General features: G+C 49.5%; 22 protein-coding genes. 2 read left to right on the forward strand and 20 right to left on the reverse strand.

Going from position 1 to position 23760, the window contains the following annotated elements; translation table 11 throughout:
• Positions 1-30 precede the first annotated feature (30 nt).
• From BLW29_RS01845 to BLW29_RS01875, 7 genes are all read right to left on the reverse strand, one after another.
• A complete protein-coding gene (locus BLW29_RS01845; protein ID WP_090975635.1) occupies positions 31-1458 on the reverse strand; it encodes a sulfatase family protein in 1428 nt (475 codons plus the stop codon).
• On the reverse strand, positions 1455-2021 hold the full coding sequence (gene cysC / locus BLW29_RS01850; RefSeq protein WP_090975637.1) for an adenylyl-sulfate kinase: 567 nt from the start codon (positions 2019-2021) through the stop codon (positions 1455-1457). The genes BLW29_RS01845 and cysC overlap by 4 nt, the downstream gene beginning before the upstream one ends.
• Positions 2022-2053: 32 nt before the next feature.
• On the reverse strand, positions 2054-3052 hold the full coding sequence (locus BLW29_RS01855; RefSeq protein WP_090975639.1) for a Gfo/Idh/MocA family protein: 999 nt from the start codon (positions 3050-3052) through the stop codon (positions 2054-2056).
• Positions 3045-4481: a sulfatase family protein gene (locus BLW29_RS01860; protein WP_090975640.1), complete on the reverse strand. Its 1437-nt coding sequence runs from the start codon at positions 4479-4481 to the stop codon at positions 3045-3047. The genes BLW29_RS01855 and BLW29_RS01860 overlap by 8 nt, the downstream gene beginning before the upstream one ends.
• Before the next feature lie 77 nt (positions 4482-4558).
• Positions 4559-5362: a sugar phosphate isomerase/epimerase family protein gene (locus tag BLW29_RS01865; protein WP_090975642.1), complete on the reverse strand. Its 804-nt coding sequence runs from the start codon at positions 5360-5362 to the stop codon at positions 4559-4561.
• A gap of 39 nt (positions 5363-5401) precedes the next feature.
• On the reverse strand, positions 5402-6508 hold the full coding sequence (locus BLW29_RS01870; protein ID WP_090975644.1) for a Gfo/Idh/MocA family protein: 1107 nt from the start codon (positions 6506-6508) through the stop codon (positions 5402-5404).
• Between the two features lie 44 nt (positions 6509-6552).
• On the reverse strand, positions 6553-7608 hold the full coding sequence (locus BLW29_RS01875) for a Gfo/Idh/MocA family protein (protein ID WP_090975646.1): 1056 nt from the start codon (positions 7606-7608) through the stop codon (positions 6553-6555).
• A 287-nt stretch (positions 7609-7895) separates the two neighbouring features.
• On the opposite strand from BLW29_RS01875, the gene BLW29_RS31300 reads away from it, so the two are divergent.
• Entirely contained in the window at positions 7896-8042 is a 147-nt protein-coding gene (locus BLW29_RS31300) for a hypothetical protein (RefSeq protein ID WP_177186438.1), read from the forward strand.
• Between the two features lie 89 nt (positions 8043-8131).
• Here BLW29_RS31300 and BLW29_RS01880 read toward each other — a convergent pair whose 3' ends face one another.
• The 5 genes from BLW29_RS01880 to msrA all read right to left on the reverse strand — a co-directional run bounded on the left by BLW29_RS01880 (position 8132) and on the right by msrA (position 13116).
• On the reverse strand, positions 8132-9229 hold the full coding sequence (locus BLW29_RS01880) for a GerAB/ArcD/ProY family transporter (protein WP_143044343.1): 1098 nt from the start codon (positions 9227-9229) through the stop codon (positions 8132-8134).
• Between the two features lie 3 nt (positions 9230-9232).
• On the reverse strand, positions 9233-9478 hold the full coding sequence (locus BLW29_RS01885) for a hypothetical protein (protein ID WP_090975649.1): 246 nt from the start codon (positions 9476-9478) through the stop codon (positions 9233-9235).
• Between the two features lies 1 nt (position 9479).
• Positions 9480-10637 (reverse strand): Ger(x)C family spore germination protein, encoded by a 1158-nt coding sequence (locus BLW29_RS01890; RefSeq protein WP_177186439.1) that lies wholly within the window; start codon positions 10635-10637, stop codon positions 9480-9482.
• Positions 10624-12096 (reverse strand): spore germination protein, encoded by a 1473-nt coding sequence (locus BLW29_RS01895; RefSeq protein ID WP_090975653.1) that lies wholly within the window; start codon positions 12094-12096, stop codon positions 10624-10626. The genes BLW29_RS01890 and BLW29_RS01895 overlap by 14 nt, the downstream gene beginning before the upstream one ends.
• 63 nt (positions 12097-12159) lie before the next feature.
• A complete protein-coding gene (msrA, locus tag BLW29_RS01900; protein ID WP_090975655.1) occupies positions 12160-13116 on the reverse strand; it encodes a peptide-methionine (S)-S-oxide reductase MsrA in 957 nt (318 codons plus the stop codon).
• A 185-nt stretch (positions 13117-13301) separates the two neighbouring features.
• Between msrA and BLW29_RS01905 the strand changes: the two genes are divergently transcribed.
• The gene (locus BLW29_RS01905) at positions 13302-14456 is read left to right on the forward strand and encodes a chromate transporter (protein ID WP_090975657.1); all 1155 of its coding nucleotides are present in this window, start codon (positions 13302-13304) and stop codon (positions 14454-14456) included.
• A 261-nt stretch (positions 14457-14717) separates the two neighbouring features.
• Here BLW29_RS01905 and yidC read toward each other — a convergent pair whose 3' ends face one another.
• The 8 genes from yidC to BLW29_RS01945 all read right to left on the reverse strand — a co-directional run bounded on the left by yidC (position 14718) and on the right by BLW29_RS01945 (position 23758).
• Positions 14718-15440 carry a membrane protein insertase YidC gene (yidC, locus tag BLW29_RS01910; RefSeq protein ID WP_090975659.1) on the reverse strand — a complete coding sequence of 241 codons (723 nt, stop codon included), beginning with the start codon at positions 15438-15440 and terminating at the stop codon, positions 14718-14720.
• A gap of 24 nt (positions 15441-15464) precedes the next feature.
• Positions 15465-15734, reverse strand: coding sequence for a hypothetical protein (locus tag BLW29_RS01915; protein WP_090975660.1), 270 nt, complete (start codon positions 15732-15734; stop codon positions 15465-15467).
• A gap of 138 nt (positions 15735-15872) precedes the next feature.
• On the reverse strand, positions 15873-16760 hold the full coding sequence (locus BLW29_RS01920) for a L,D-transpeptidase family protein (RefSeq protein WP_256208257.1): 888 nt from the start codon (positions 16758-16760) through the stop codon (positions 15873-15875).
• An 83-nt stretch (positions 16761-16843) separates the two neighbouring features.
• Positions 16844-18574, reverse strand: a complete 1731-nt coding sequence (locus BLW29_RS01925; RefSeq protein ID WP_090975661.1) for an aromatic amino acid hydroxylase — start codon at positions 18572-18574, stop codon at positions 16844-16846.
• Positions 18575-18604: 30 nt separating this feature from the next.
• Positions 18605-19882: a fumarylacetoacetase gene (gene fahA, locus BLW29_RS01930; protein ID WP_090975663.1), complete on the reverse strand. Its 1278-nt coding sequence runs from the start codon at positions 19880-19882 to the stop codon at positions 18605-18607.
• Between the two features lie 35 nt (positions 19883-19917).
• Entirely contained in the window at positions 19918-21921 is a 2004-nt protein-coding gene (locus BLW29_RS01935) for an AMP-binding protein (RefSeq protein ID WP_090975665.1), read from the reverse strand.
• Between the two features lie 30 nt (positions 21922-21951).
• Entirely contained in the window at positions 21952-23121 is a 1170-nt protein-coding gene (locus BLW29_RS01940; RefSeq protein ID WP_090975667.1) for a homogentisate 1,2-dioxygenase, read from the reverse strand.
• Positions 23122-23149: 28 nt separating this feature from the next.
• On the reverse strand, positions 23150-23758 hold the full coding sequence (locus BLW29_RS01945) for a flavin reductase family protein (protein ID WP_090975669.1): 609 nt from the start codon (positions 23756-23758) through the stop codon (positions 23150-23152).
• Positions 23759-23760: the final 2 nt, after the last annotated feature.

Raw genomic sequence — 23760 nt, forward strand, 5'->3', positions numbered from 1 at the left:
TTCACCAACAAGTCTGACTTGCTCTTCTTACTATTTACTATGCGAATGTTTACTGGCTGCTTCATCAAACTTCGTGCGATCCGGATTGCTCTTCCATTCATCCCACGTCATTCCCGCTCCCGCCAAGATCTGTTCGATCCGTCTGCGGAAAGGCAAACCCTTCTCCTCAAGCTGAACAACCAACGGATCCAGTCGTCCTTGCAGCTTCTTCTGAACCCATTCTTCCAGCTCATGCTCGAATGCTTCAGCAAGCGCGGACTCAGTAGCGGCCAGATTCACTTTCTCCTCAGGATCAACGGATAAATCATATAATTCACGCGGCGGCCTCGTGAAAGGTCCGGCATCATAGGTTCGGATAAACTTGTAACGATCCGTCCTAATGCCTCTTGCTGCCTGCCACGCACACTCGCTCAAGTAGACCGTATCATGTGTACCTTCTGATTGGCCAGCTATTGTTGGCCATAAGCTCTTGCCGTCCAGTCCTGCCGGGTCCTTCAGCTTGGCTAAATCGATGCCCTCCGGCGCTTCCTTGCGAATTGCTTCAAGCAATGTTGGAAGCAGGTCGACTTGCTGCACAAGTCCAGAAGCGCGTCTTCCTTCCGACATACGCCCCGGCCATCTCATAATGATAGGTACATGAACGGTTTGTTCGTACAAGCCGCAATGATCCCAATAGATATCGTGCTCAGTTAAACTCTCGCCATGATCGCCGAACAAGACGAGCAGCGTGTCATCCTGTATACCTAGCTTCGCCAAATGATCGTCCAGTTCCTTCAACCGATCGTCCAAGTAGCGGATTTCGGCGTCATAGAGCGCATCATAATAGTCGGTGTCCGTCACTTGGCCGACAAGATCATAATGATGGTGCTTGAAGAACGGATAAGCCGAGTGATTATAGGCGGGCTCCATGCTTTTATTTCGTGGATCGAAGGGATCCTTCGCCGAATCATAAAACTCCGGAATGTAAGACTCAGGCGGCAAATACGGCGTATGCGCATCCCAATAATGCAGAAACAGGAAAAAAGATTCATCCTTATGCTGATCGATCCATGGCAGAGCCAGCTTATTCACTGTGCTGCCATCAATCCAGCGGTTGCCGCCTACGCTGTTGATGTAGTAGTTATAGCCGCGGGCGAACCATTCCTTCAACTGATACATATTATCGACAGCCGCCGTGGTAAATCCGGCTGAGCGCAGCAAATTCGGCAGCCACTCGACCGATTTCGGGAGCTGCGTCAATTCAGAGCCATGGGAGACGGCGCCGGTAGTGAGACCGATTTTGCCGGTGAAGACGCCCGTATGGGCTACCTCTGTCGGAATATCGGCGGCGTAAGCCTGTTCGAAGAGTACGCCGTCACGCGCGATTTGATCCAAATGGGGACTTGTTCGCTTCGCATAGCCATAGCTGCTCAGACGGGATGCCCGAAGCGTATCCAGCGAGATTAGAATGATTTTCATAGCCCACTTAGTCCTTTCTGGTTGTCTTTGTATAACGTCGACGTATGCAGATCCATCCAGGCCAGAACTTGATCCACATTCTGCTCAGGCGTCGAAGTGGAGGTGCACAGCGTAATAGCGGGATTCTCCGGTTCCTCATACGGATCGGATACGCCGGTGAAACGCGTAATTTCCCCGGCTCTCGCCTTCGCGTACAACCCTTTCACATCGCGCATTTCGCACACATGGAGCGGGCATTTCACGTAAATTTCCACAAAAGACGGTATTTGCTCTTTCGCGTATTCTCGCATTGCTTTGTATGGGCTGATGGCTGAGACCAGCACGTCAACCCCGTTGCGGGAGAGCAAATTAGCGATGTAAGAGATTCTTCGAATGTTCTCGAAACGATCTTCCATACTAAAGCCCAGCCCTTTGCATATTGTAGCTCGCAGCTCATCGCCATCGAGCAGCTCTACCCGTCTTCCGCGCTCTAGGAGCTTCTTCTCTACGGCTTTGGCTGTCGTTGTTTTGCCTGCTCCGGATAGTCCGGTAAACCAAAGTACCGAGCCATAACCGTTGTTCATGTATGTTTCCCTCCGTATCTCCTGCGGCATCCTTAGGAAAGGACTGTAACCGGAGCTCCTCCAAGCTGATGCGACTTAATGGCCGCTTCAATGACTTCTTGGGCTGCAAGCGCGTCTGCTCCTGATGCCGTTATCTGTTCAGGCGTAACGCCTGATTTCAATTCTTCAATAAAACAATTGATGCGTTGTTCAAACGTATCGTCGAAGCCTTTCATACCGCCGAACAGCGGGTTTCGAACGACCGTAAGTTCATCGGATTCGTGCGGATAATAGGTCATGCTTTCATATACGTTATCTACGACAATCCGGCCTTCATTCCCTGCTACTTCGCAGAATTCAATCGGATGCCGCATCGACATATCGTAGCTGCCGGTCAAATGACCGACCGCACCGGATGCGAATTCCATATTGATTGATACGGTTGACCACGATTGGCGGCCGGGAGCTTTGGTCATAAAGGATTGCACCCGCTTGATATCCCCTGCAAAATAACGCATCACATCGATGGAATGCGGATGCAGCGCGCGCATATGCAGCCATTCCGTATCCTCCTGCGGATTGCGGATCGTAAGGCGCATATTCAGGAAAAGCAAGGAGCCGAGCTTGCCTGAATTGACAAGCTCCTTGGCTTTGTAGGCGGCAGGCGTGAACCGATGATTCAAGTTACAGGCGAGCCGAACGCCTTTCTCTCTTGCTGCTGCCACCATCGTACGAGCCTCTTCGATGTTGTTCGAAATCGGCTTCTCAACGAAAACACTCTTGCCAGCCTCGATCGCAATCATCGTCGGGGCGAAGTGATGGCTGCCCTTCTCGACGCCGGCCGTTGCCACAACGACAACGTCGACGTCTTCCTTCTGAAGAAGCTCACGCAAATCCGTATAGAACGGAACGCCATGCAGCTTACCGGCTGCTTCTGCGCGTTCTTGCATGAGATCGCATACCGCTGTCAGCTCTGTATCCTTGTGCTGCTTGTAAGCATGACAGTGGATTTTGCCAATATGGTTAACACCTACGACAGCAACCTTAATCATTGCTCTCTACCGTCTCTTTGACTTCTTCTTGTTCCTTCTCCTTGTCCTTCTGCTGCAGTTTAATCGCATTGGTGATGGACCCGATATAGAGGGAATCATATGCTTCCTGCGAGGAGGTGAAAATCTTGTTCTGTCCGTGCCAGTTCGTGTTCGTGTAGATCGGATTGGTCCGGTTGACTTCTTCCTCGCGCTTAGCGATGTATTCGTTCATCCGCTGTTGAAGGAAAGCTACGACCTCCGGCTCTTGATCCGCTACGTTCACATTCTCCTGAGGATCGCGAACGAGATTGTACAGCTCGATCTCCGGTTTGTAATGGAAATCAGGCTCCAGCGAGCAGATCAGCTTCCACTCCGGCGTCCGCCAGCCGTGTTTGCGCATCCACGTACACTCTGTAATATAGAGTTCGGTTTTCTCCAAGCTGCTATCGGCTTCACCTTTGATGAAGGCATTTAGGCTGCGCCCGTCATAGGTAGTACCGGAGTCGATTTCTAGCAGGTCCAGAACCGTTGGCATAATGTCCGAAATAACGCTGACGCTCGATACTCGCTTACCGGCTGGCACGCGTCCAGGGAACTTGATAATAAGCGGTACGACGAGCGTGCAGTCATAGAGGCCATGATGGTCAAAATAACAATCATGCTCATACAGCGTTTCGCCATGATCGGACGTAATGACGATAAGGGTATCTTCTTCCAGTCCCATATCGGCAAGCTTCGTGAATAATGATTGGATGGCAATGTCCATATACGCGATGGAACCGTCGTACTGAGCGGTTACATACTCATGGTCAGTTACGTCTTCCCCGATCCATGACTTCAAATAATCGCCGAATGGCTTGAAATCATATACCGGCTCCATCGATGTGTTCGACGGGTCCTTCTCGTCTTTGCCATAGAACATTCGCTCGAACGGCTGTGGAGGCAAATACGGCGAATGCGGATCCATATGACGCATGAACAAGAAGAAAGGCTTATCTTCTGCCGCAAGGCGCTCAAGTTCCGGAATCGCAACGTTGTTCAGGTTCTCCGCTTTTGGGGCTCGACCGCTCTCTTGCTCCGGCAGCCAGGATTCATAATTCAGATAGGTTTGAAAGCCGCGTGCCGATGGATTGCCGGTAAATCCGATGCAAGTCGTGTTGTAGCCATTGGCCTCTAACACCTCAGCCAGCGTGTCCACATGTCCGCCAAGCGGGCCTTCGTGGCGAAGCGCTACGACGTCTGTTCCGAACACATCCATACCTGTAAGCATGGAAGCGTAGGCAGGCGTAGTCGGAATGCTCGGGCTAAAATGCTGCTCGAACGTTACGCCTTGTGAAGCAAGTTTATCAATATATGGCGTCGTAAGACGGGAATAGCCATAGCCGCTCATATGGTCGCGGCGCAAGCTGTCGATGCCGAAGAATAGAATATTAGGTTTTTTAGCAGACATGGCAGTAGCCTCCTAAGCGTAATTGTTTGATCGAACGAAGAATGAATGATTATGCATAAAACTTATAGCCTTACCGACTAACGAGCGTCTAATTTCTTGAAGATCGCATTCAGATAGCCATAGGACTCCGCCGCAACAGCCGTCACTTGCTCAATCGTATGCGTTGGCTGCGCGCCGATAACTTCAAGCACGACAGGACCGTCATAAGCTCCCACAACCAGTGCTTCGCAATAGCCAAACAGATCAATTTCCCCACGACCGCATGCTTGCAGTTCGATGGAACCCGGGCCTTGCTCGCGGCCTTTGCAGTCGCGGATATGGATATGCTTCACGCGGCTGATTACGGCAGGCAGCGCTTCTTCTGCGTTCTCGCCGGAGCGATGAATGTGGCTTGGGTCCATATCGATGCCGAACGAAGACGACGCGATTTGATCCATTGCCGCGAGTGTAGTCGGCGTGTTGTAGATGGAGTTGCCTACATGTGCCTTCACGCAAAGCGTAACGCCGTAGGTGCCAGCAATCTCTGACAAGCGGCTCAACGTTGCGATCGAAGCCGCCAAGTCCTCATCCACGCCGGATTTGCCGCCTGGGCCGACATTGATAATCGGAATTCCGATGGCTTGTGCCGCTTCGAACGCAAGCAACAGACGATCTTCGTTAAGCGATGCGACTTCCATCGAGAGAAACTTCAAACCGTTCTCTTGGACGATCGCCTGCAGTTCATCCTTCTGCTCCTGCCAGCGGCTGAGGTCCAGATGCTCGCACATGCCTTGAATCGCCGAAATTTCCACGCCGTCATACCCGCATTGTGCAATTAATTTAGCTGCTTGAGCGAAATCATAGGATTTGAATAATACCGAGTTCACGCCGATTTGAATCATTTGTTAGTTCCTCCTCAAGTATCTGATTAAAGTTCGTTTCTATTTCAAGAACAACGGATCGCCATGAAGCGGCGGCAGCGGATGCGGTCTAACCATTTCTCCGCCGCGCTCGAACGACTCGATAACCGCGAACGTATATTCCAATACAGCAAGCGCATCGCGGCCGTTGGCACGCAGCTCCTCGAATGGAACCTTGTTCGATACGTCTTCCAAGAATGCATGCAGCCTGTGATTAAACGTCGAATTAAAGTCATTGGTGCCATAGTCCGTCACTTCAGGCTCCGGCTGTACGCTGATCGCAGGAATGCCCTTCTCTGCTTTCCAGTACGAGATTTTCTCCACGCAGTTCTCGATGCAGAACGTCCCTTTGGTTCCGGCCATCTCAAGGCTCCACCAGCCGCCAAGGCCGTAAACAGCATCGCCGCGCTGGCTTAGCAAGTAACCAACGCCGCCATTGGCAAATTTCAGATGGATGCTGTTGATCGATGCCATCACATCGCCAGCGCTTCTGCGGAAGCCCGGACGATCCGAGAACGTCTGAATATGGGTGATGTCCCCACAGAAATGTCTCATTACACTAAGTGGGTGCGTAAGAAACGCCTTCATGTGGAAATACGGATGACCTTTCACTTTGCCGGATCCGGCCAAACCATAATTGGCCTCTCCGCCGTTAAAGCCCATCTTAGCCAAGCAGTACACCAGCTCGCCGATGTCGCCATTCTCGATGTATTGCTTGCCTTTGGCAGCCGGTTCGGTGAAATAATGGTTCAGGTTGCAGCCGAGGTAGACCTTCTGTTTCTCAGCATAGGCAACCAGCTCGCGCGCTTCGCGAATATCATGGCAAAGCGGTTTCTCGACCAGCACATGCTTCCCGTAGCTGATGGCCTCCATCGCAGGCTCGAAATGCCAGCTTCCGTTATCAATTCCGCCTGTCGTAACATCGATGACTTCGATGTCCGGCTCATTTTCAATCATGTCTTTCAAGCTGTAGTAAGCTTTCACGCCATACTTCTCCGCTGCTGCATCCGCACGTTCCTTGATGATATCGCAGACAGCAACGAGATCAGCGAGCTCATCTTCTTTGTGACACACCGCATGCAAATTGCCGATTCCGTTCATACCTACGATTCCGATTTTCACTGCCATGATTGAGTCCTCCTGAAATGGTTTTATAGTTATTGGGTTGTCTATTAAACGTTCTCGATCTTCGGATCACTGAGCAATACACGCCGTCCTTCGCCGCTGGAAACGTACGAAGCAAGTACCATTCGCAGCGATATGCGTCCTTCCTCGGCAGATGCAATCGGTTCTCGCTCGCCGCGTAGGAATTCGGCCAGCGGTTTCGCGAGTCCGCGGATACGGACGCCATGGTTCGCCGGTGTTGCGATGTCGCTCGGTGTCCAAGTTCCGGTAGCCGTCGTATATTTCATGAGCCCTGCGCCATCGTCAGGACGAGGCACATTGCAGCTTGTGGCGTCCCCGTAGTTCTGAACAATCGTGCCAAGCTCGCCGATAATTTCAGTCGTATTCTGACCTGATGTACATGTGAACGAGCAGCTTACCTCAGCCATCGGACCGTCAGCATAACGATACACGGCAATTCCGTTATCCATCGGAATGCGCGGGTTATACATGGAACTGATCTCGGCCGTTACACTTTCCGGCGCCCCAAGCAGCCAGTGAATGAAATCAGTCGGATGCGCGGAATCGTCCGCCCATATATCGCGGTTCGCTGCCGGATCGACATGCCAGCTGTCGGCAAAATCAGCATTCAAGCCTACCGGTAGTCCATGTCTGCGCCTAACCATAAAGATTTGACCGAGCTCACCGCTCTCGATCCACTGCTTCATCTGGATGTTCTGGGGGTCCGTTCTCATCTGCCAAGCGAGCGTAAACGGGACTTGATGCTTCTGCACAGCTTCAACGATTCGGTCTGCTTCCGCCATCGTGAGCGCCATCGGCTTCTGCAAGATGATCGCCTTGCCGTGACTGGCTGCGAGCTCTGCCAATTCAGCATGGCGCGACGTTTCGGACGCAATCACTACCGCCTGAATATCGCTTCGTTCGACTACTTGGACCGCATCCGCATACCCTTGAAGGTCATACGTCTTGCAGGCCGTCTCCAAACGCTGTGCATCATGATCCCATGCGGCAAGCACCTTCACGCCGTGATCAACCGTTCTCCATTCGTCACAATAAGCATTGACATGTCCGTGGGCAAATCCGAGGATTCCAACTCCAATCATTGGGTTCTTATCGCTCCTTTAGTTCTGATTGGTTTGCGTGTACGATCCAAAGATCGGACATGCAGCATTCAGATAGTCTACTGATTGGTTTGCGATTTCACATGAAAACGATTACTTCCCTCATCATAATCAGCCTAAAGCATGGAATCATGGTCGATCTGGACAATAACTGTTGCGATCAGGACATAAATGAAAACCATTTCGACGAAGAATCGGTGACACGCGGATTGGGCAACCTATGAGCGCCTCCCTCAAGGCAACTACATATCACCCGAGGAGGATGAGCATTGTCCAGAAATAAGAACAAAACACTGCAGGATAAAATGAACGCCTTGCAGGCGGATTCCCGTCAAGCCGAGAATAATGTAGCCGGTTCTACGGATCGTAACCGCAATCAGAAGGGAAATGTACCGAACAGCCCTTCGACAGGTTAAAGGTTGAAGACAAACAAAAAAACAGCGGAACTGCAAGCATGCTTGCAATCCGCTGTTTTTTCATTCGCGAACATCGAATTCGTTAACGGTTAGACTGGCCGAATGCCAGACTTCCGCATCTTCAGCCAGGTTAAGACAAGGAGCACGATAGGCACAATCACAACAGGCATGATAATCGTAAATGGCAAAATGTTGATGTCGTAAGTGATTAAATCCGTCGGCAGCAGGAAGCTTTTGATGGCGACTGCGAAAAATAGGATTCCAGCCGGTATAATAAAGGATTTCGTGTTTTTGAGCTCAAACACTCTTCCTAATATTTTCACAAATACATATTGAACAATGATAATCTCAAATAACGTAAAAATGGTCCAAATGCCGATGATCAGAATCTCAATCCGTTCAATGTATTCTCCGAATTTAACAAGTTGGATCGACGAGAAGAACGGGAACGATGCCGTCTTAAACATCGTGGTTCCTAAACAGCCGAATGCGAGATACGTTGATATCAACAAATATAAGCAAGAAAACGTCACGCTTACGCTGCAGCTTAACAATACTTTCTTGGGATTGCTCACGTCAGAGAACAGAAATGCCATTACGCCTGATTTTCCAAAGGGAAATCCGAATGAAATCATCGTTCCGTATACATACATGTTAATCGGGTGTTGAAACTGGGGAAGAAAAGGATTATATTCCACGTCCCGATAGATGAATATGCCGATGACGATAATCGAGATGATGAAGAACGGCAAGATGACAAGAACGCTTCGAACGATCGTGCCGATACCCAGTGAAACGGCATATATCGTCACGATAAACACAATGAGCATAATCAAATTCGGCGAAGTATTGGGCAGTATTGCGCTTGTATAGAACAACGCTATGGAGCGAACCGACAACACGCCAAGACCAACTAAGTCGATCATGAAAATCGTCAGAAGCACCTTCCCGATCCATTTCCCTAAAAGGATGATGATAATATCACCGAAATTCTTCTGAGGAAATTGTTTCTGAATATGCGAAGATATGACCAACGTAAGAATCACTGCAATCGTAGCTAGAATATTGGAAATCCAAACATCTTGGGTAAGACATTTGGCTTCGAGCAAATATAAAGTCGAGAATCCTGACATAAACGCAAAACAAAGGCATCCTAGCTGGAAACTCGATATTTTCTCCTGCTTCACGATTTAATCGACTCCCAACTGTACATGTAACGCATTTCTCACATACAAAGAAATAGGTTTGTATAAATATGTATTCAGCGATTCCGAAGTGGGCATCCAATCCTCAATAACCGGAATGAAGTAACAGGTGATAAACAGACTAAAGAACAACAGCACGACGGCTTCTTTTCTACATCCTTGTTTCTTCAGCTTGACGTACGACGTAATCACATAAACGAAGAATAGCACTACGATCGTAAAGATTAGCATATCATGGTCCTCCCAGGACTTGGCTCATGCCGAGATTCGGAATGCTGGCGCTGACTGTAATGGTTACGGGCAAGGTTGGATACACTTCCGTCCAATTCGGTTTCGTTCTCTTCCATACATATGGGTGATACTGCCTAAGGAAATCGGAGAAGCCCAGAACATCAACTTTCATGTCATGCTGAAAATGAGATAAGCTTGCCGTAAGCTGCTTCTGCATTGCCGCCTCTGACGCATCCTCCAGCTGTTCAAGCGCATCGTTAGCCGTAAATTGAATGGGACCGCTTGTATCAATTAATGTTCCTTTTAATTTCACATCGATGGTTAATGCCGGCATTCCGCTCACGGACTTGTAATAGATGTTACTTTTTACGATCTTCATCATGAGCGAAACTTTATCTGAATGAAATGGCACAGATTGAACGAATTCCATGTTCCTCCATTTCTTCTTCCCCATAAGCAAATGTACACTCAGCACATCATTGGCGTTCATCCAGCCTACGAGCTTTCCCTTATTGATCACAGCCCCCCCGCTCAGAATCATGACCTCGCGATCGCTGTTGATCGGCTTCGAAATAAACAATTTCCCAAGCACGAATCCGCGGTACGAATCCGTATAATAGTTGACGATGTCCTTAAGCTCGATGTTGATGCTCTTGCCCCATAGATGCTCGTTCCTAACCTTGCCTTCGATTTCATTCGTGATCAGGTCGCCGGATTCCGACTGCAAATGAAGAATATCCGATGCTTTGCCTTTGCTTATCGCCAAATAACCGGACATCCGGATTTCACGGGAGCGATTAAAGTAATCAATGATTTCGTACAACTTATGCCGTGCCGCGCTTTCCCCCACGATGAAAAATTTGTCATGCTGCCAAATCAATTGTTTGCCTGCACGGCTTCTAATATTCCGCGCCGCATCAAGAATCGAATCCCCCGAAGCACTTGCGATCCACTCTAACGTCCTATTCGGCACATCCTTGCTGGCCGAAGGGGTGTGATTGCAATACAACGTAATAATCATTTTCTTGGATTCCTCATCGTAATCAACCCCGGTAATCGTAACAAGCGCGATACTGTTGATTTCCCTGACATCAGGTGAGCATCCCGCAAGAAGCGACAAGGGAATGAAGCCAAGCAAGAGCCGTTTAATGATCCTCATGTCCACTAACCTGCCCTTCCATAGATGCATATGAGGCGTCATTCTTGGACTGTCTTCGGTGCTTGATCGGGAGCAGCAAATAATGCTCGGTTACGTCCTTCCAACGATTTGCATTAAACGTAGGCAAATACAGCTTCCCGAACGACCGCAGCGAACATAAATGCAGGACAATCGCAAACAAGCCAAGTGCCAAGCCGAGAACGCCTGTCCACGCAGCTATGAAGATGAGCGGGAATCGCAGCAAACGCAGCGTAATCGCCGTGTTGAATGCCGGAATCGTAAATGAAGCAATGCCCGTCATCGCGACGACAATGACCATCGGTCTGGAGATAATGCCGGATTGAACAGCTGCTTCTCCAATAATGAGCGCACCAACGATACTTACGGATTGACCAACCGTACGAGGCAGCCTAATGCTTGCTTCCCTTAATATCTCGAAAGCAACCTCCATGATAAGAGCCTCCAGAAAAGTCGGGAACGGAATGCCTGATTTGGTGGACAGAAACGTGAGCATGAGCGGTGTCGGAATCATCTCTAGATGGAATGTCGTTAACGCGATGTATAAGGAAGGTCCGCAGAGTGAAATAAGCAATGTGAGCATGCGTAATAGGCGTAGGAAATTGGCAAAATAAAACTTTTCGTAGAGATCCTCGCTGGGGTGCAAGAAATCCGTAAAGGTGGAGGGGGCAATAAGCGCATTCGGGCTTCCGTCTGTGAAAATAACCACTTTCCCCAGATTTAAAGCGTTCACAACACGGTCTGGTCTCTCCGTATTCATAATCTGAGGAAACGGCGAATACGGGCTGTCTTGGATCCATTCTTCGATTTGGGCGCTGTCTATGACGATATTCAGCTTGACCGACTCAATTCTCTCTTCGACCTCGCGCAGAACGGAAGCTTCTACTTGATCTTCGAGATATACGATCATCACATTTGTCTGGCTTTCCCGTCCAAGAACAACGATTTTGGATTTCAATTTAGTGGATTTCATCCTGCGATAAACCAAACCCATATTCACTTTCAAGTCCTCTGTGAAACCTTCGCGCGGCCCGCGCACGTTGATTTCCGAGGTGGGTTGATCGACAGCGCGCGTCTCATATCCGGGGATCCCGATGCCATAACACACCGTTAAGCCTTCGATGAAAAATACGATTCCGGCATCAGCGATCATCCCGGTAACCTTGTCCAATGAAGGGATTTCGGTGACGATGCCTAACGAACGAATGGATTCGAGAATCGTTTCAGCCGTCGGATGCTCATGAGCGAGAATATCCTCGTTGATCTTCCTGACGAACTGCTTGTTCAAGGTTTGCTGATTGATAATCACACTTAAATAGGCAACCGCACCCAGTGGATTCCCTTGTTTCGATTCGAAGTTCTGGAAGCAGAAATAGTTGTTATCCGCATACAGCTGCTCCAATTTGCTTATGTTGTTTGCAACGGAAGGATCGATTATCATTTCTGTTCTCCAGGGTCTGCACTAGAATAGAATCAATGAAAGTATTCGCCTGCAAACCCAGAATTATGCAAAATGCTGCTTATAACGGCTATACCCCTCCGTCTCTAATTGCTCTACCGGCACAAAACGCAAGGATGCGGAATTGATACGATATTCGAGCTTGTTACGTTCTTGGATTAAGTGGCCCAAATGCGATTTGGATATACGAGCTCGCAGCGCCGTGCGCACTTGACCGTTGCTTAGATCCGATTCTTTCCGAATCCAACCCTCCTCGATGGGCTTTGAGAAGGTTGGCCAGCCGGTTCCTGCATCGTACTTGTCCCTTGAGCTGAACAACGGATCGCCGTTAATAACATCGACATAGAGCCCTTCCCGTTCATCATTCCAATAATCGTTATGAAATGCCGGTTCGGTCTCCCTATTCTGCGTGACGCCGTATTGCAGCTCCGTTAACTGCTGACGGAGTCGATCCTTGTCTTTCTTGCTGTTCCAGCTTCGTTCAGCGAATTCATCACGCCCGCTGCCTTCATGATACATATTGTAGGACCTTCGGTGAGTTTTGTAGTAATCCTGATGCTCATCCTCTGCGGGATAGAATTGCACGGCGGGTACGATCTCGGTTACGATCGGTTTCTTGAATCGTTTGCTCTTCTGCAGCGCTTGTTTGGAGGCTTCTGCCTCCTTGCGCTGCTCCTCGTTATGTACGAATATTGCGGTTCGGTAAGATGAACCGCGGTCACCGAATTGTCCTCCGGAATCTGTTGGATCGATAAGCTGCCAATAGATGTCGAGCAGACGCTCATAGGGAAACAAGTCCGGCTGAAACGAAATTTGAACGGCTTCAAAATGACCTGTCGTTTCCGTACCGACGGTTTGGTAGGTCGGATTAATCGTATGGCCGCCCGTATAACCTGAAATGACAGATTCAATCCCCGGAAGCGTGTCGAACGGCTGAACCATACACCAGAAACAGCCTCCTGCAAATGTAGCGAGCTCTGTCCTACGAATCGTGTTATCCAATACAAATACACCACCACTGCGAATTTATTAGTTCTGTGAAAACGATTGAACAAGCTTTATTCCTTTGCTACATTTATAACATTGACCGTATTGGCGATCAATAAATCCATGACGTGAAGGATGTTACAGAAGTGACCTGGCCTAATCCGAATAACGAGCTGCCTAAACGGAGTTTAAAAGCCTTAATGGAAATATTCGTCGTTTCAGTTAAGCTGGGACTTACTTCTTTCGGCGGACCCATTGCCCATCTAGGCTACTTCCATAATGAATACATTCGCAAAAGGCAGTGGATGGATGAACGGAGCTATGCCGATCTCGTTGCACTATGCCAGTTCATTCCCGGTCCGGCCAGCAGCCAAGTCGGCATTGGTATCGGTACGATGCGAGCCGGCTTGCTCGGCGGATTAATAGCTTGGCTTGGATTTACGCTGCCATCAGTAATTGCACTGGTCGTATTCGCTTACGTTCTAACCGGATTGGATATTAGTCAAGTGGGCTGGATTCATGGTTTGAAGATCGTAGCGGTAGCCATTGTTGCTCAAGCTATCCTTGGTATGGGACAGAAGCTCGCACCGGACAAAATCCGAGCCTCCATCGCTATCGCGGTTGCTGTAATTTCGCTACTGTGGCAGTCTGTATTTAGCCAAGCTGCGCTCATCATTTCCGCTGGATTGATGGGGTTAGTTATATCTCGAAATACGGAAGTGCAGGATGCTCCCGCGCTAAATGTTCCAATTACACGTACGTTCGCTGCCTTCTGTCTGACTTTGTTCTTCGGTCTCTTGATTGCGCTCCCCATTCTAAGACATCACTCATCTTCCGAATGGGTGGCTCTATTCGATAGCTTTTACCGGTCTGGTTCAATCGTATTTGGCGGGGGTCATGTTGTACTTCCGATATTGGAACAAGAAGTGGTTCCACCCGGTTGGATAAGCAAAGAAGACTTTCTTGCCGGGTATGGTGCGGCGCAGGCGGTTCCCGGGCCGCTATTTACTTTCGCAGCTTACTTAGGCGCAATGACTAAAGGCGTTTTCGGGGCCATTCTTGCGACAATTGCGATCTTCTTGCCCGCCTTTTTATTGATCCTTGGAACCTTGCCTTTCTGGAGCGCTCTTCGAAATAACAGGCACATTGGGGCAGCATTGGTAGGCATTAACGCGGCTGTGGTCGGTATACTATTAGCAGCCTTGTATAATCCGTTATGGACAACAGCTATTATCGATTCGGCTGATTTTGCACTGGCGTCCATCTTGTTTCTACTGTTAGTTTTCTGGAAATTACCGCCTTGGACCATAGTAATGGCTGGGATGATTGGCGGCACCTTGCTCGAGTTGTTCTGACGTTTTAATTATTCTGTTTTATCTTCCTTTTGCCGGTTGTTATACCTAATAATAACGACGATGAAGAGAATAACCGGAATCATAATGGCAACAGGTATAAGTAAAATAGGTGTCATGATGTGCTCCTTTAAGTTTGATAGCTGTGTATGTATACTTACTGCATGGACATTATCTCTCTTTCCAGTGACGAAATCAAATGAATTAATGCCACTAAATAAAGAAGAACCGATGGATCATTGATCCGATCGGTTCTTTGTTCATTTAAGACTGAGCTGTCTTAACTGGCATGGCAGTTGTCTCCTCTAGCGGATACATCCATTTGGAAATCAGTGTTTGCAAGATAATAATCATCCCGCCGATGCACCAATAGAGCGGCATTGCAGCCGGTGCGGAGAATGAGAATATGCCCATCATGACCGGGGAAAGATATACAATCCAGCCCATTCCTTTGGCTGCATTCATCTGAGGATTTGCACTCTTAGAGATCAGTGCTTGAGCCAAGTACACGCCGGCAGCCAGGAACGGCAGGATAAGATCCGGCTTCCCGAGTTGGAACCACAGAAACGTATGGTGAGCAAGCTCTGGGTTTGACCGAATGGCGTAATACATGCCGGATAAGATCGGAATTTGTAAGAGCATCGGCAGACAGCCTATGTTCAGAGGGTTGTACCCATGCTTGCTGTACACCGCCATCGTTTCCTCCGTTTGCTTTCGCTGCTTATCCGCATCCGTATTATTGGCGTATTTCTTCTTAATGGCATCAAGTTCAGGCTGCATAGTTGTCATCTTACGTCTCATCTTCTGCTGCTGTTTATATTGATTAATCATGAATGGCATAAGCGCCAGCCGTACGATTACTGTGATTGCAATAACAGCAAGACCGAAGCTGCCTCCAAACCATCCTGCAAAATGATCAATCATCCAAGAGAACGGCGAAACAAAATATTGATGAAAAAACCCGACTTGAGCGTACATATTTAACATGATTAATAATCCTCCCTGTTGTTGTTATGCTGCGGCAATCAACAGGGTCATGCACGGGGATGAATCATCGTCAGGCGCTTCTTTGCGTTTCGTATGCCGAGTTAGCCGCTGCCGCTGGGTCAATACAGTACCAGGCGGTTTTTTCAGCAAAGATAACGGCATATCCGCTTCGCGGATTCTCGTCCATCTGGCGTCATCAGCAGCGGTCGGAATCCAAACGAAACATAAGTAAGCCAATGAAACAAGCGTACAAATGGACAGCGCATAAAGCAGCGCATCATAAGGCTCGAACAATGATATCCCCCCTTTCCGTTTCATTCATATTCTTCTATTCTAATCGTTTTCGCCGCTGAATGGAATCGGTCAAGAGACGGATGCAAATTGAAAAACGTGCAAACCCTAATTAGAAACAGGGGTTGCACGCATTTAGTATTATTTGGATATTCGGATTTCTCTTGTACTGCTGTCCCACTCTACGGTATAACCGATCAGTTCCGATATATTCCGCAGCGGGAGCAGCACCTTATCGGCTACCAGTTTAGATGTGGTTATGGTTACGGACTCTCCATTCACATCGACGGTATTCGTCTGTATCGTATGGGTAAGTGTTCGATCTCCGATGACCGCTGTCACTGTCTTAGTTGCATCATCCCACGTTACTTCGGCTCCCAATAATTCAAAGACTTCACGCATCGGAATAAACACGCGTGAATCGGCTAAGAACAAGTCGTTATCTAATGCCTTCAATTCTCCGTTTACGAGCAGCTTTCCCTCATAACTCTTCATAACCGGGTAATCATGCTCTTCTGCGATTTCAGTTAAAGTATGCTCCGACGTTGTAATGATCACGAGCGTCCCGATTTCAATTTGTGGAAATAACCAATGAATCTCATCATTCTTCATCCGGATACAGCCTGCGCTTACGTACTTGCCGATAGATTTGCTATTGTTATTGCCGTGAATCGCGTACGTGGTGCCTTCCGTTCCGTCAACCTCAAGGCCTAACCAACGGTCGCCGAGCGGATTCCGAGGATCGCCTCCGGGAATTTTTTCTTTGTAATACGGTCTGTTCTTGATTTTGTTGACGATTTCGAAGCTGCCTTCAGGGGTTAATGTCCGCGTTCTGCCGGTCGCAACCGAGAAGGTCTTAATCAACTCACCGTTATTGAAATATGCCAACTTGTTCGTGCTCTTATTGATCACAATCAATTGGTTATTACTTGCTTTAGCGCTCGCGGTAGCAAGCGGGAAAACACCCAGCAGCAGTGAAACTATGAAAGTGAGGACAACGATTCTCAACCGACGACGATTATGACCCAAGGAAGACACCCTCTTATTCAAATATTGATATACATATCAATGTATGAACGAGAGCTTCTCTGCACCACTGCTTTTTCTAAACTTTAGTGGAACTTTAGTACAGCTAAACCATTAAGGATGAGATTGCGGATGGAAGCCGACTTGCTCAGTTCTAGCAGTTCTTCTTGCAGCGGGAGCTCTAGTAATTGCAATTCCCGGTTGCCTGCAGCTAATTCGAGCATCTCTAATCGCAGTAACCAATCGTTCGCATACGTTTGGTTGAGCTTATTATGGATTTCGGTGAGTGCTTGGAGAGATTGAGCAGCGGCACCGCTGGCTTCTCTTATTACTCTTATTTGTTGATAGAGGGTTTCTAGCTCGGTAGGTGGAGCGGATTGGGTAGGTTCTACTTCTTCTTTGGCTAGAGGCACAACTGCACTGTAGTAGGCACCGGGGGCAGCCGCACCCGGATACGCGGAAACGATACTTGATCCTACAGCCAAATCGTATGTGCCCCACTCTTTCTTGAATAACACCTTTCCGTTGCAGGTGACCGAACAGTCCTCGAAAGATATGAGGACGACGTGATGAGCGTTTCTAAGGATGCTCTTGATCCGTCCTGTAACGTGAATTCCACTTTCGAATGGCAGCTCCGTATGACTTCCTTGAAGTATGCCTAACCTGGCAAGTGCTTGATCATCGCAGTCTTCTATTGCAATCCCGCCTTGCAGCTTACCAATGGGACTACCGTATCCTGTAGCATGATAATCTTGGCCATGCCCGCTTAATTGTTGATGGTCAATCGACAACGCGGTTCCGCCCGTCGTGTTCATATAGATGGCTTCACCATTCGAGTCTTTCTCGATGCTCTGGATGATCCCCGTAACACAAATGCCCGAGTTGAACGCAATAGTCGCCACATTACGCGAACGCAGCGCTTTCTCCAAGCTCTCCGTGCCGCCGATTCGAAATGCCATGGTGTTCGCCAATGCTTCAACACCTTCTAGTAATTGCTCAAAGCTATGACATACGAAGAGACGGGACTGCATCTCCGTTACGACCTTGGGGCTGGCGGCACAAGCATCAACGGTGTACGGCAGCTTCATTACCGCATCGGTGAAACAATGTTTGCTCTCTCCGACGGAAGACAGCAAGCCTGCGCCGTATATTTTCGGATTATCCAGTTCCCCTATGAGCCCGTATTCGACGGTTGCCCAGAATAGTCGGGACACTTTCTCCGCTTCCGTTAGTTCAGTTATCGCTTGTTGTTTCTCTTCTACCAGCTTCTGGGCAGCAGCCTTTTCTTCCGCTGTCGATTTCGGATCTTCCATGACGATCGTTAATTGGCGCAGCGCTTCGAAGGCTTCTCCTCTTTCTTTCATAGAGAAAGCCTTAGTGCCGATTGACCCTATCGTTTGCACATACGTTCTATATTCCGGATCGAACAAGATCGGTGCATGCCCGGCAGCTTCGTGGATAATATCGGGAGCCGGGGTGTACTCGATATTGGATAACTTGCGGATTTCGGCGGCAATGGGCAGAATCCCATTCGCAAGCAGCTCGTAAAACACAGCGCCGGGAATGAGACCATTGACGATGACTGCCCCCCAGCCGATTCGGGCAAGGCATGCGTTCATCTCGGATACGCGGGGAATACTCTCCTTTTGAATACCTGACTGCTGCAGTCCACTGACAAAAGCGGCATGTGCCGTATCTCGCAGGGCATGGTGATTCTGACGCATGACATACCGCCATACGGCGTGATCTATAGGCGTGTACTGATCATAATTTTGCTCGGATATATAGGGGGACAAATGAGGAGGAATCATTCTCATGTCTTCCACTCCCTCTGCAGTTTGCGCGTGCTATCTAGTTGCCGGCAATACTTTCCCTGTAACCTCTCCGAAACCGACTCGGTAGCCATTGCCTTGGCACCAGCCGGTCATCGTAATCCGATCGCCATCGGCAAGCCAAGAACGTTCCTCTTGGCCGCTGTTCAAGTGAAGCGGGTCCGTTCCCCGCCATGTCAGCTCCAGCATGCAGCCTCGCGATTCCTTCGTGGAACCGCTGATCGTTCCGGAAGCGAGCAGGTCGCCCGGACGCAAATTACATCCGCCTACCGTATGATGTGCGACCTGCTGCTCAATCGTCCAATAGAGATTGCTGTAATTGCTGACGGCGATTCGTTCTCGGCTGCCATTGGCATCACTTTGCCAATAAACCTCCAGTCGAATATCGAAGGTTATTGCATCATTCTTCGTTTGCAGATATGGAAGCGGGGCAGGCTCTTGTTGAATAACTGCCGGAATGCGAAATGGAGCCAGTGCCTCTAGCGTGACAACCCAGGGAGAGATGGAGGTCGCGAAGTTTTTACCGAGAAAAGGTCCAAGCGGCTGGTACTCCCAGGCTTGAATGTCGCGAGCACTCCAATCGTTGACGAGCACAAGTCCGAATACATGCTCCTTCGCTTCGTCAATTGGGATAGGCTGCCCGAGTTTATTACCTGTACCGATCAACCACCCCATCTCCAATTCAAAATCAAGCTGACCGATCGGTCCATAGAATGGCGCAGCGGAATCGGGAGGTTTCATCTGTCCGCAGGGACGCCGAACATCCGTTCCACTAATGACGATAGAGCTTGCCCTGCCATGATATCCTACCGGCAGATGAAGCCAATTCGGCATCAAAGCCTGTTCCTTGCCTCGGAATAAAGTACCGACGTTAACAGCATGTGACTTGGATGCATAGAAATCGGTGTAATCGCCGATTGCCGCAGGCAGCAGCATCTCGACATTACGTTGATGGTGAAATGCCGACGATCGGAGCGGGAGGTTATCTCGCAGTGCCGGCTCTTCCGAAACCAGCAGTCGCTTAAGGATGGAACGAACTTCACGCCACACCTGATGCCCCATCGCCATGAATGCATTAAGCGAAGGTTGTGCGAAGATGCCTCTCCCTGAGACAGAGGTGTTATCGAAGCAGCCAGCTTCATCCAACACGGCTAAATCCAGCACATAATCCCCGATTGCCACACCAATTCGAGGCATGCAATTACTGCTATGCAGTGGACGGAAGACGCCATAAGGCAAATTCTGTATCGGAAAATGCGATTCCGCATCAACAGGAATAAACGAACACGCCATTGGATGATCTCCTTTGCTTATGCATCGCATGGTGGTTAACTGCTATCATGCAGTGAGTTTGAGTTCCCCTGCCCTCTCAATTTCCTAATTGCTTCTAACGAATCGAGGTTTTCAAGTGCTGACAGGTCGCCGGGATCAATAGCGAGATAAGCTGATCGTATTACTCTGCGCATCACCTTTGCATTTCTTGTCTTAGGCAATGCGTCTAAGATGTGAATCGCCGACGGTTTGAATGCTTTGCCAAGCCGGCTCGTTACCCATTCGAATAGCTCGGAAATGATCGCAGTTGATTCCTTGGGATGAAGTGGCGGATGATCCAGAACGACGAAACAAACCGCGGCTTCTCCTTTCAGATCATCAGGTACGCCGACTGCCGCCGCTTCCACGACGCGAGGATGCTGGGCGAGCAGCGACTCCATTTCAGTGGGACCAAGCCGCTTTCCAGCCACGTTTAGCGTGTCGTCAGATCGTCCAGTGATCGTCCAGAAGCCATCATCGTCCAACTCCACCCAATCGCCGTGCACCCAAATATCCGGCCATCGCGACCAATAGGTGTTCTCGTATCGTTCCGGCTCTTGCCAGAAGCCGCCTGCCATGCCGAGCCAGACATTCTTCAGCACCAGTTCCCCGACCTCGCCTCGAACCGGTTTCCCTTCCTGCGAGAATACATCCGCATGCATGCCTGGAATTGCAGCGTTAAAACCTGCAGGGGCGATCGGTTTAAGCAGTACATTCCCCAGAATGCCCCCTGAAATCTCGGTGCCTCCTGAATAATTAACAATCGGTATCCTGCCTTGACCGATGTCATGGAATAACCATTGCCACGGCTCGGGATTCCAAGGCTCGCCGGACGAACCGATGACCCTTAGCGAGGTCAGATCACATCCGTTGTAGCATGCTTCACCGTGCTTCATTAAGCTCCGAATCAGTGTTGGCGAAATGCCAAGATGAGTCACTTTATGTTTATTAACGAGGTTAAATATCCGACTTGGGCCGGGAAAATCCGGTGCTCCATCGTACAGCACCATCGTACCGCCGTTTAATAAGGTGCCATACACCATGAATGGCCCCATCATCCATCCCATATCGGTATTCCACAACATCGTGTCCCCCGGCCTAAAGTCCATCACATAACCGGCATCGAACGCAGCCTTGATTGGGAATCCGCTGTGCGTATGAACGATGCCTTTGGGCGAACCGGTTGTTCCGGAGGTGTAGAGGAGCATTAATGGATCGGAGCTGTTCATCGCTGCTGCTGGGAATGGTGTTGATTCATCACTGTTCTCGGCGCCCATGAGCTCGAACCAGTCGACTTCACCTGCCTGTTTCCGCTTAGAGACCGGAATGCCCAACCGGCGAACAACGACCAGCTTAACATGGGAAGCTGCCGCATCAGCCGCCTTGTCGGCTTCTTCCTTCATATGAATTGGTTTTCCGCGCCTGTAATAACCGTCAGCTGTGATTAGCAAGGTACAGCCGGATCCATCGATTCGTTTAGCCACCGCTTCGGCACTGTAACCGGAATAGATGGGAACAGCAACAGCGCCTAGTTTGGCCAAAGCTAGCATTGCAATAACGGTTTCCGGGATCATCGGCATATAGAGAGCAACACGTTCCCCGGCCGATAATCCGAATTGCTGCCGCAATCCATGTGCTGCACGATTCACTTGCTCGGCAAGCTCGGCATAGGTGAAGCTCAGCGTTTGTTGATCCTCGCTTTCCCAGATCATTGCATTTCTGCCCGCTGCCTGAGGGTCCGACAACCATCTGTCGACCGCATTAACCGCGATATTCAACTGTCCCTGTGTAAACCAAGAAGGCCACTGAAGGCCAGCTGCGAAATCTACGACTTTATCATAGGGAATTGCCCATTCAATCCCCATGTCTTGCACGACTGCATCCCAGAACCAACTGACGTCTTCAATCGATTTGCTATAGAAGGCCTCATAATCCGTGAATCCGTGCTTGAGCATGAACTGATATAATCGCGTTTGATCCTGTTCCGACTGCTTCGGAAACCACACTGCTCGTTGCCGCATAGTCAGCATCTCCTTCAGGTTCTAGCCGGATTATGGATTCACCGGACGCGATACCCAGCTGTATACGTAATTCATATCCTCGATCGACTGCAGATGCTCGACAACTTGCAAGGGGCGAAACGTATCGATCATGACCGCCAGCTCATTGGTTTCCTTCTTGCCGATGCTGTCCTCTACTTTACCGGGATGGGGTCCATGCGGGATGCCTGATGGATGCAAGGTCATCGAACCTTCCTCGATCCCTTTGCGGCTGCCGAAATTCCCTTTCACATAATAAAGCACCTCGTCACTATCGACATTGCTGTGATAATAAGGCGCAGGAATCGAATCGGGATGATAATCGTACATCCTCGGACAGAACGAGCAGATTACAAATTGGTTGCCTTCGAAGGTTTGATGAATCGGCGGAGGCATATGAATCCGTCCCGTAATCGGTTCGAAATCGCGAATATTCAATATCCATGGATACAGATAGCCGTCCCAGCCGACAACATTCAACGGATGATGAGTGAAAATATGAGCATGCAGATAGCCGCCTTTTCGAGTGCGAACTTCGAATTCACCGCTTTCTGTAAACGTTTCCAAATGTTCCGGAAGCCGTATATCCCGCTCGCAGTACGGGCTGTGCTCCAGCAGCTGGCCTTGTTCATTGCGGTATCGTTTCGGTGTCGTGATCCAGCTGTTCGTTTCCACGATGAGAAGCTTTGTTTTGCCGGAATCCGGTACTACTCGGTAGATCGTTCCGATCGGAATCACGATATAATCGCCGGGCCGATAGCGCAGGGTGCCGAACATCGTTTCCACTTTGCCGCTTCCTTTATGAACGAAAATCAATTCATCGCCGTCCCCATTGCGATAGTAGTAATCCATCGCTTCTGTAGGATGTGCGACAGCGATTAAGAGATCGTCGTTGCCGAACATATATTGCCTGCCGTAGATGGCATCGCCTTTCAAGACCAATCGATTGGTGCGAAAGTGGCGATGACGGAGCGCACCTTGCGTCTCGAATTGCGGTTTGCTCGCGGACAGCAACTGCGCCTTCGTGATAGCGGTCGGCGCATGGTGATGATAGAGAATCGATTGGATGCCCGAGAAGCCTTTGGTTCCCATCACTTGTTCACGGTACAAGGTGCCGTCGGGCTGTCGAAATTGTGTGTGTCGCTTCGGCGGAATCTCCCCCATCCGATGATAGAACGCCATATTCGTTTTCCCCCTTCACTGCCAGGCTTTACTTCCTTTCCAGTTCAAAGGTGTCGGAAATCGCCCTCGTGTAGGTTTGCCCCGCCATTCTGCCAATCGGTCGCAGCAATTCACTGTTGATCCTGCCGCCCTCGAACAATTCATCCTGCACATGAATGCATACGACCTGGCCGATCACAAGGCTGCCAGCGCCGGGCAACTCGCCCAGTGTTACGATTTGATGCAGCGTACATTCAAGCTGGACATCACATTCTTGTACTCTTGGTGGCTGTACGGTGTGACTCGGCACTTTCGTCAGTCCCGTATAGGTGAACTCATCGATCTCCGGAGGGAATTCGGTGGCGCAGTCGTTCATTTGTGCAGCGATTTGCTCGCCCACGATGTTGATGACGAACTGCTTGGTCGCTTCAATATTGGCAAGGGTATCCTTCTTCTTCCCATCCGACCCCCGAATCATCGGCGCAAAACAAACCATCATCGGTTTCGCGCAGATGCCGGTAAAGAAGCTGAACGGAGCTAAATTACTATTGCCTTGCAGATCAACCGTGGAGACAAATGCGATAGGACGCGGCAGGACGGAGCCGATCAGCAGCTTATAGGCATCCCTCCACGGCAGCGTGCCAGGATCTACTTTCATCG

This window comes from Paenibacillus sp. CF384 (genome assembly GCF_900106745.1).
Classification (GTDB): domain Bacteria; phylum Bacillota; class Bacilli; order Paenibacillales; family Paenibacillaceae; genus Paenibacillus_Z.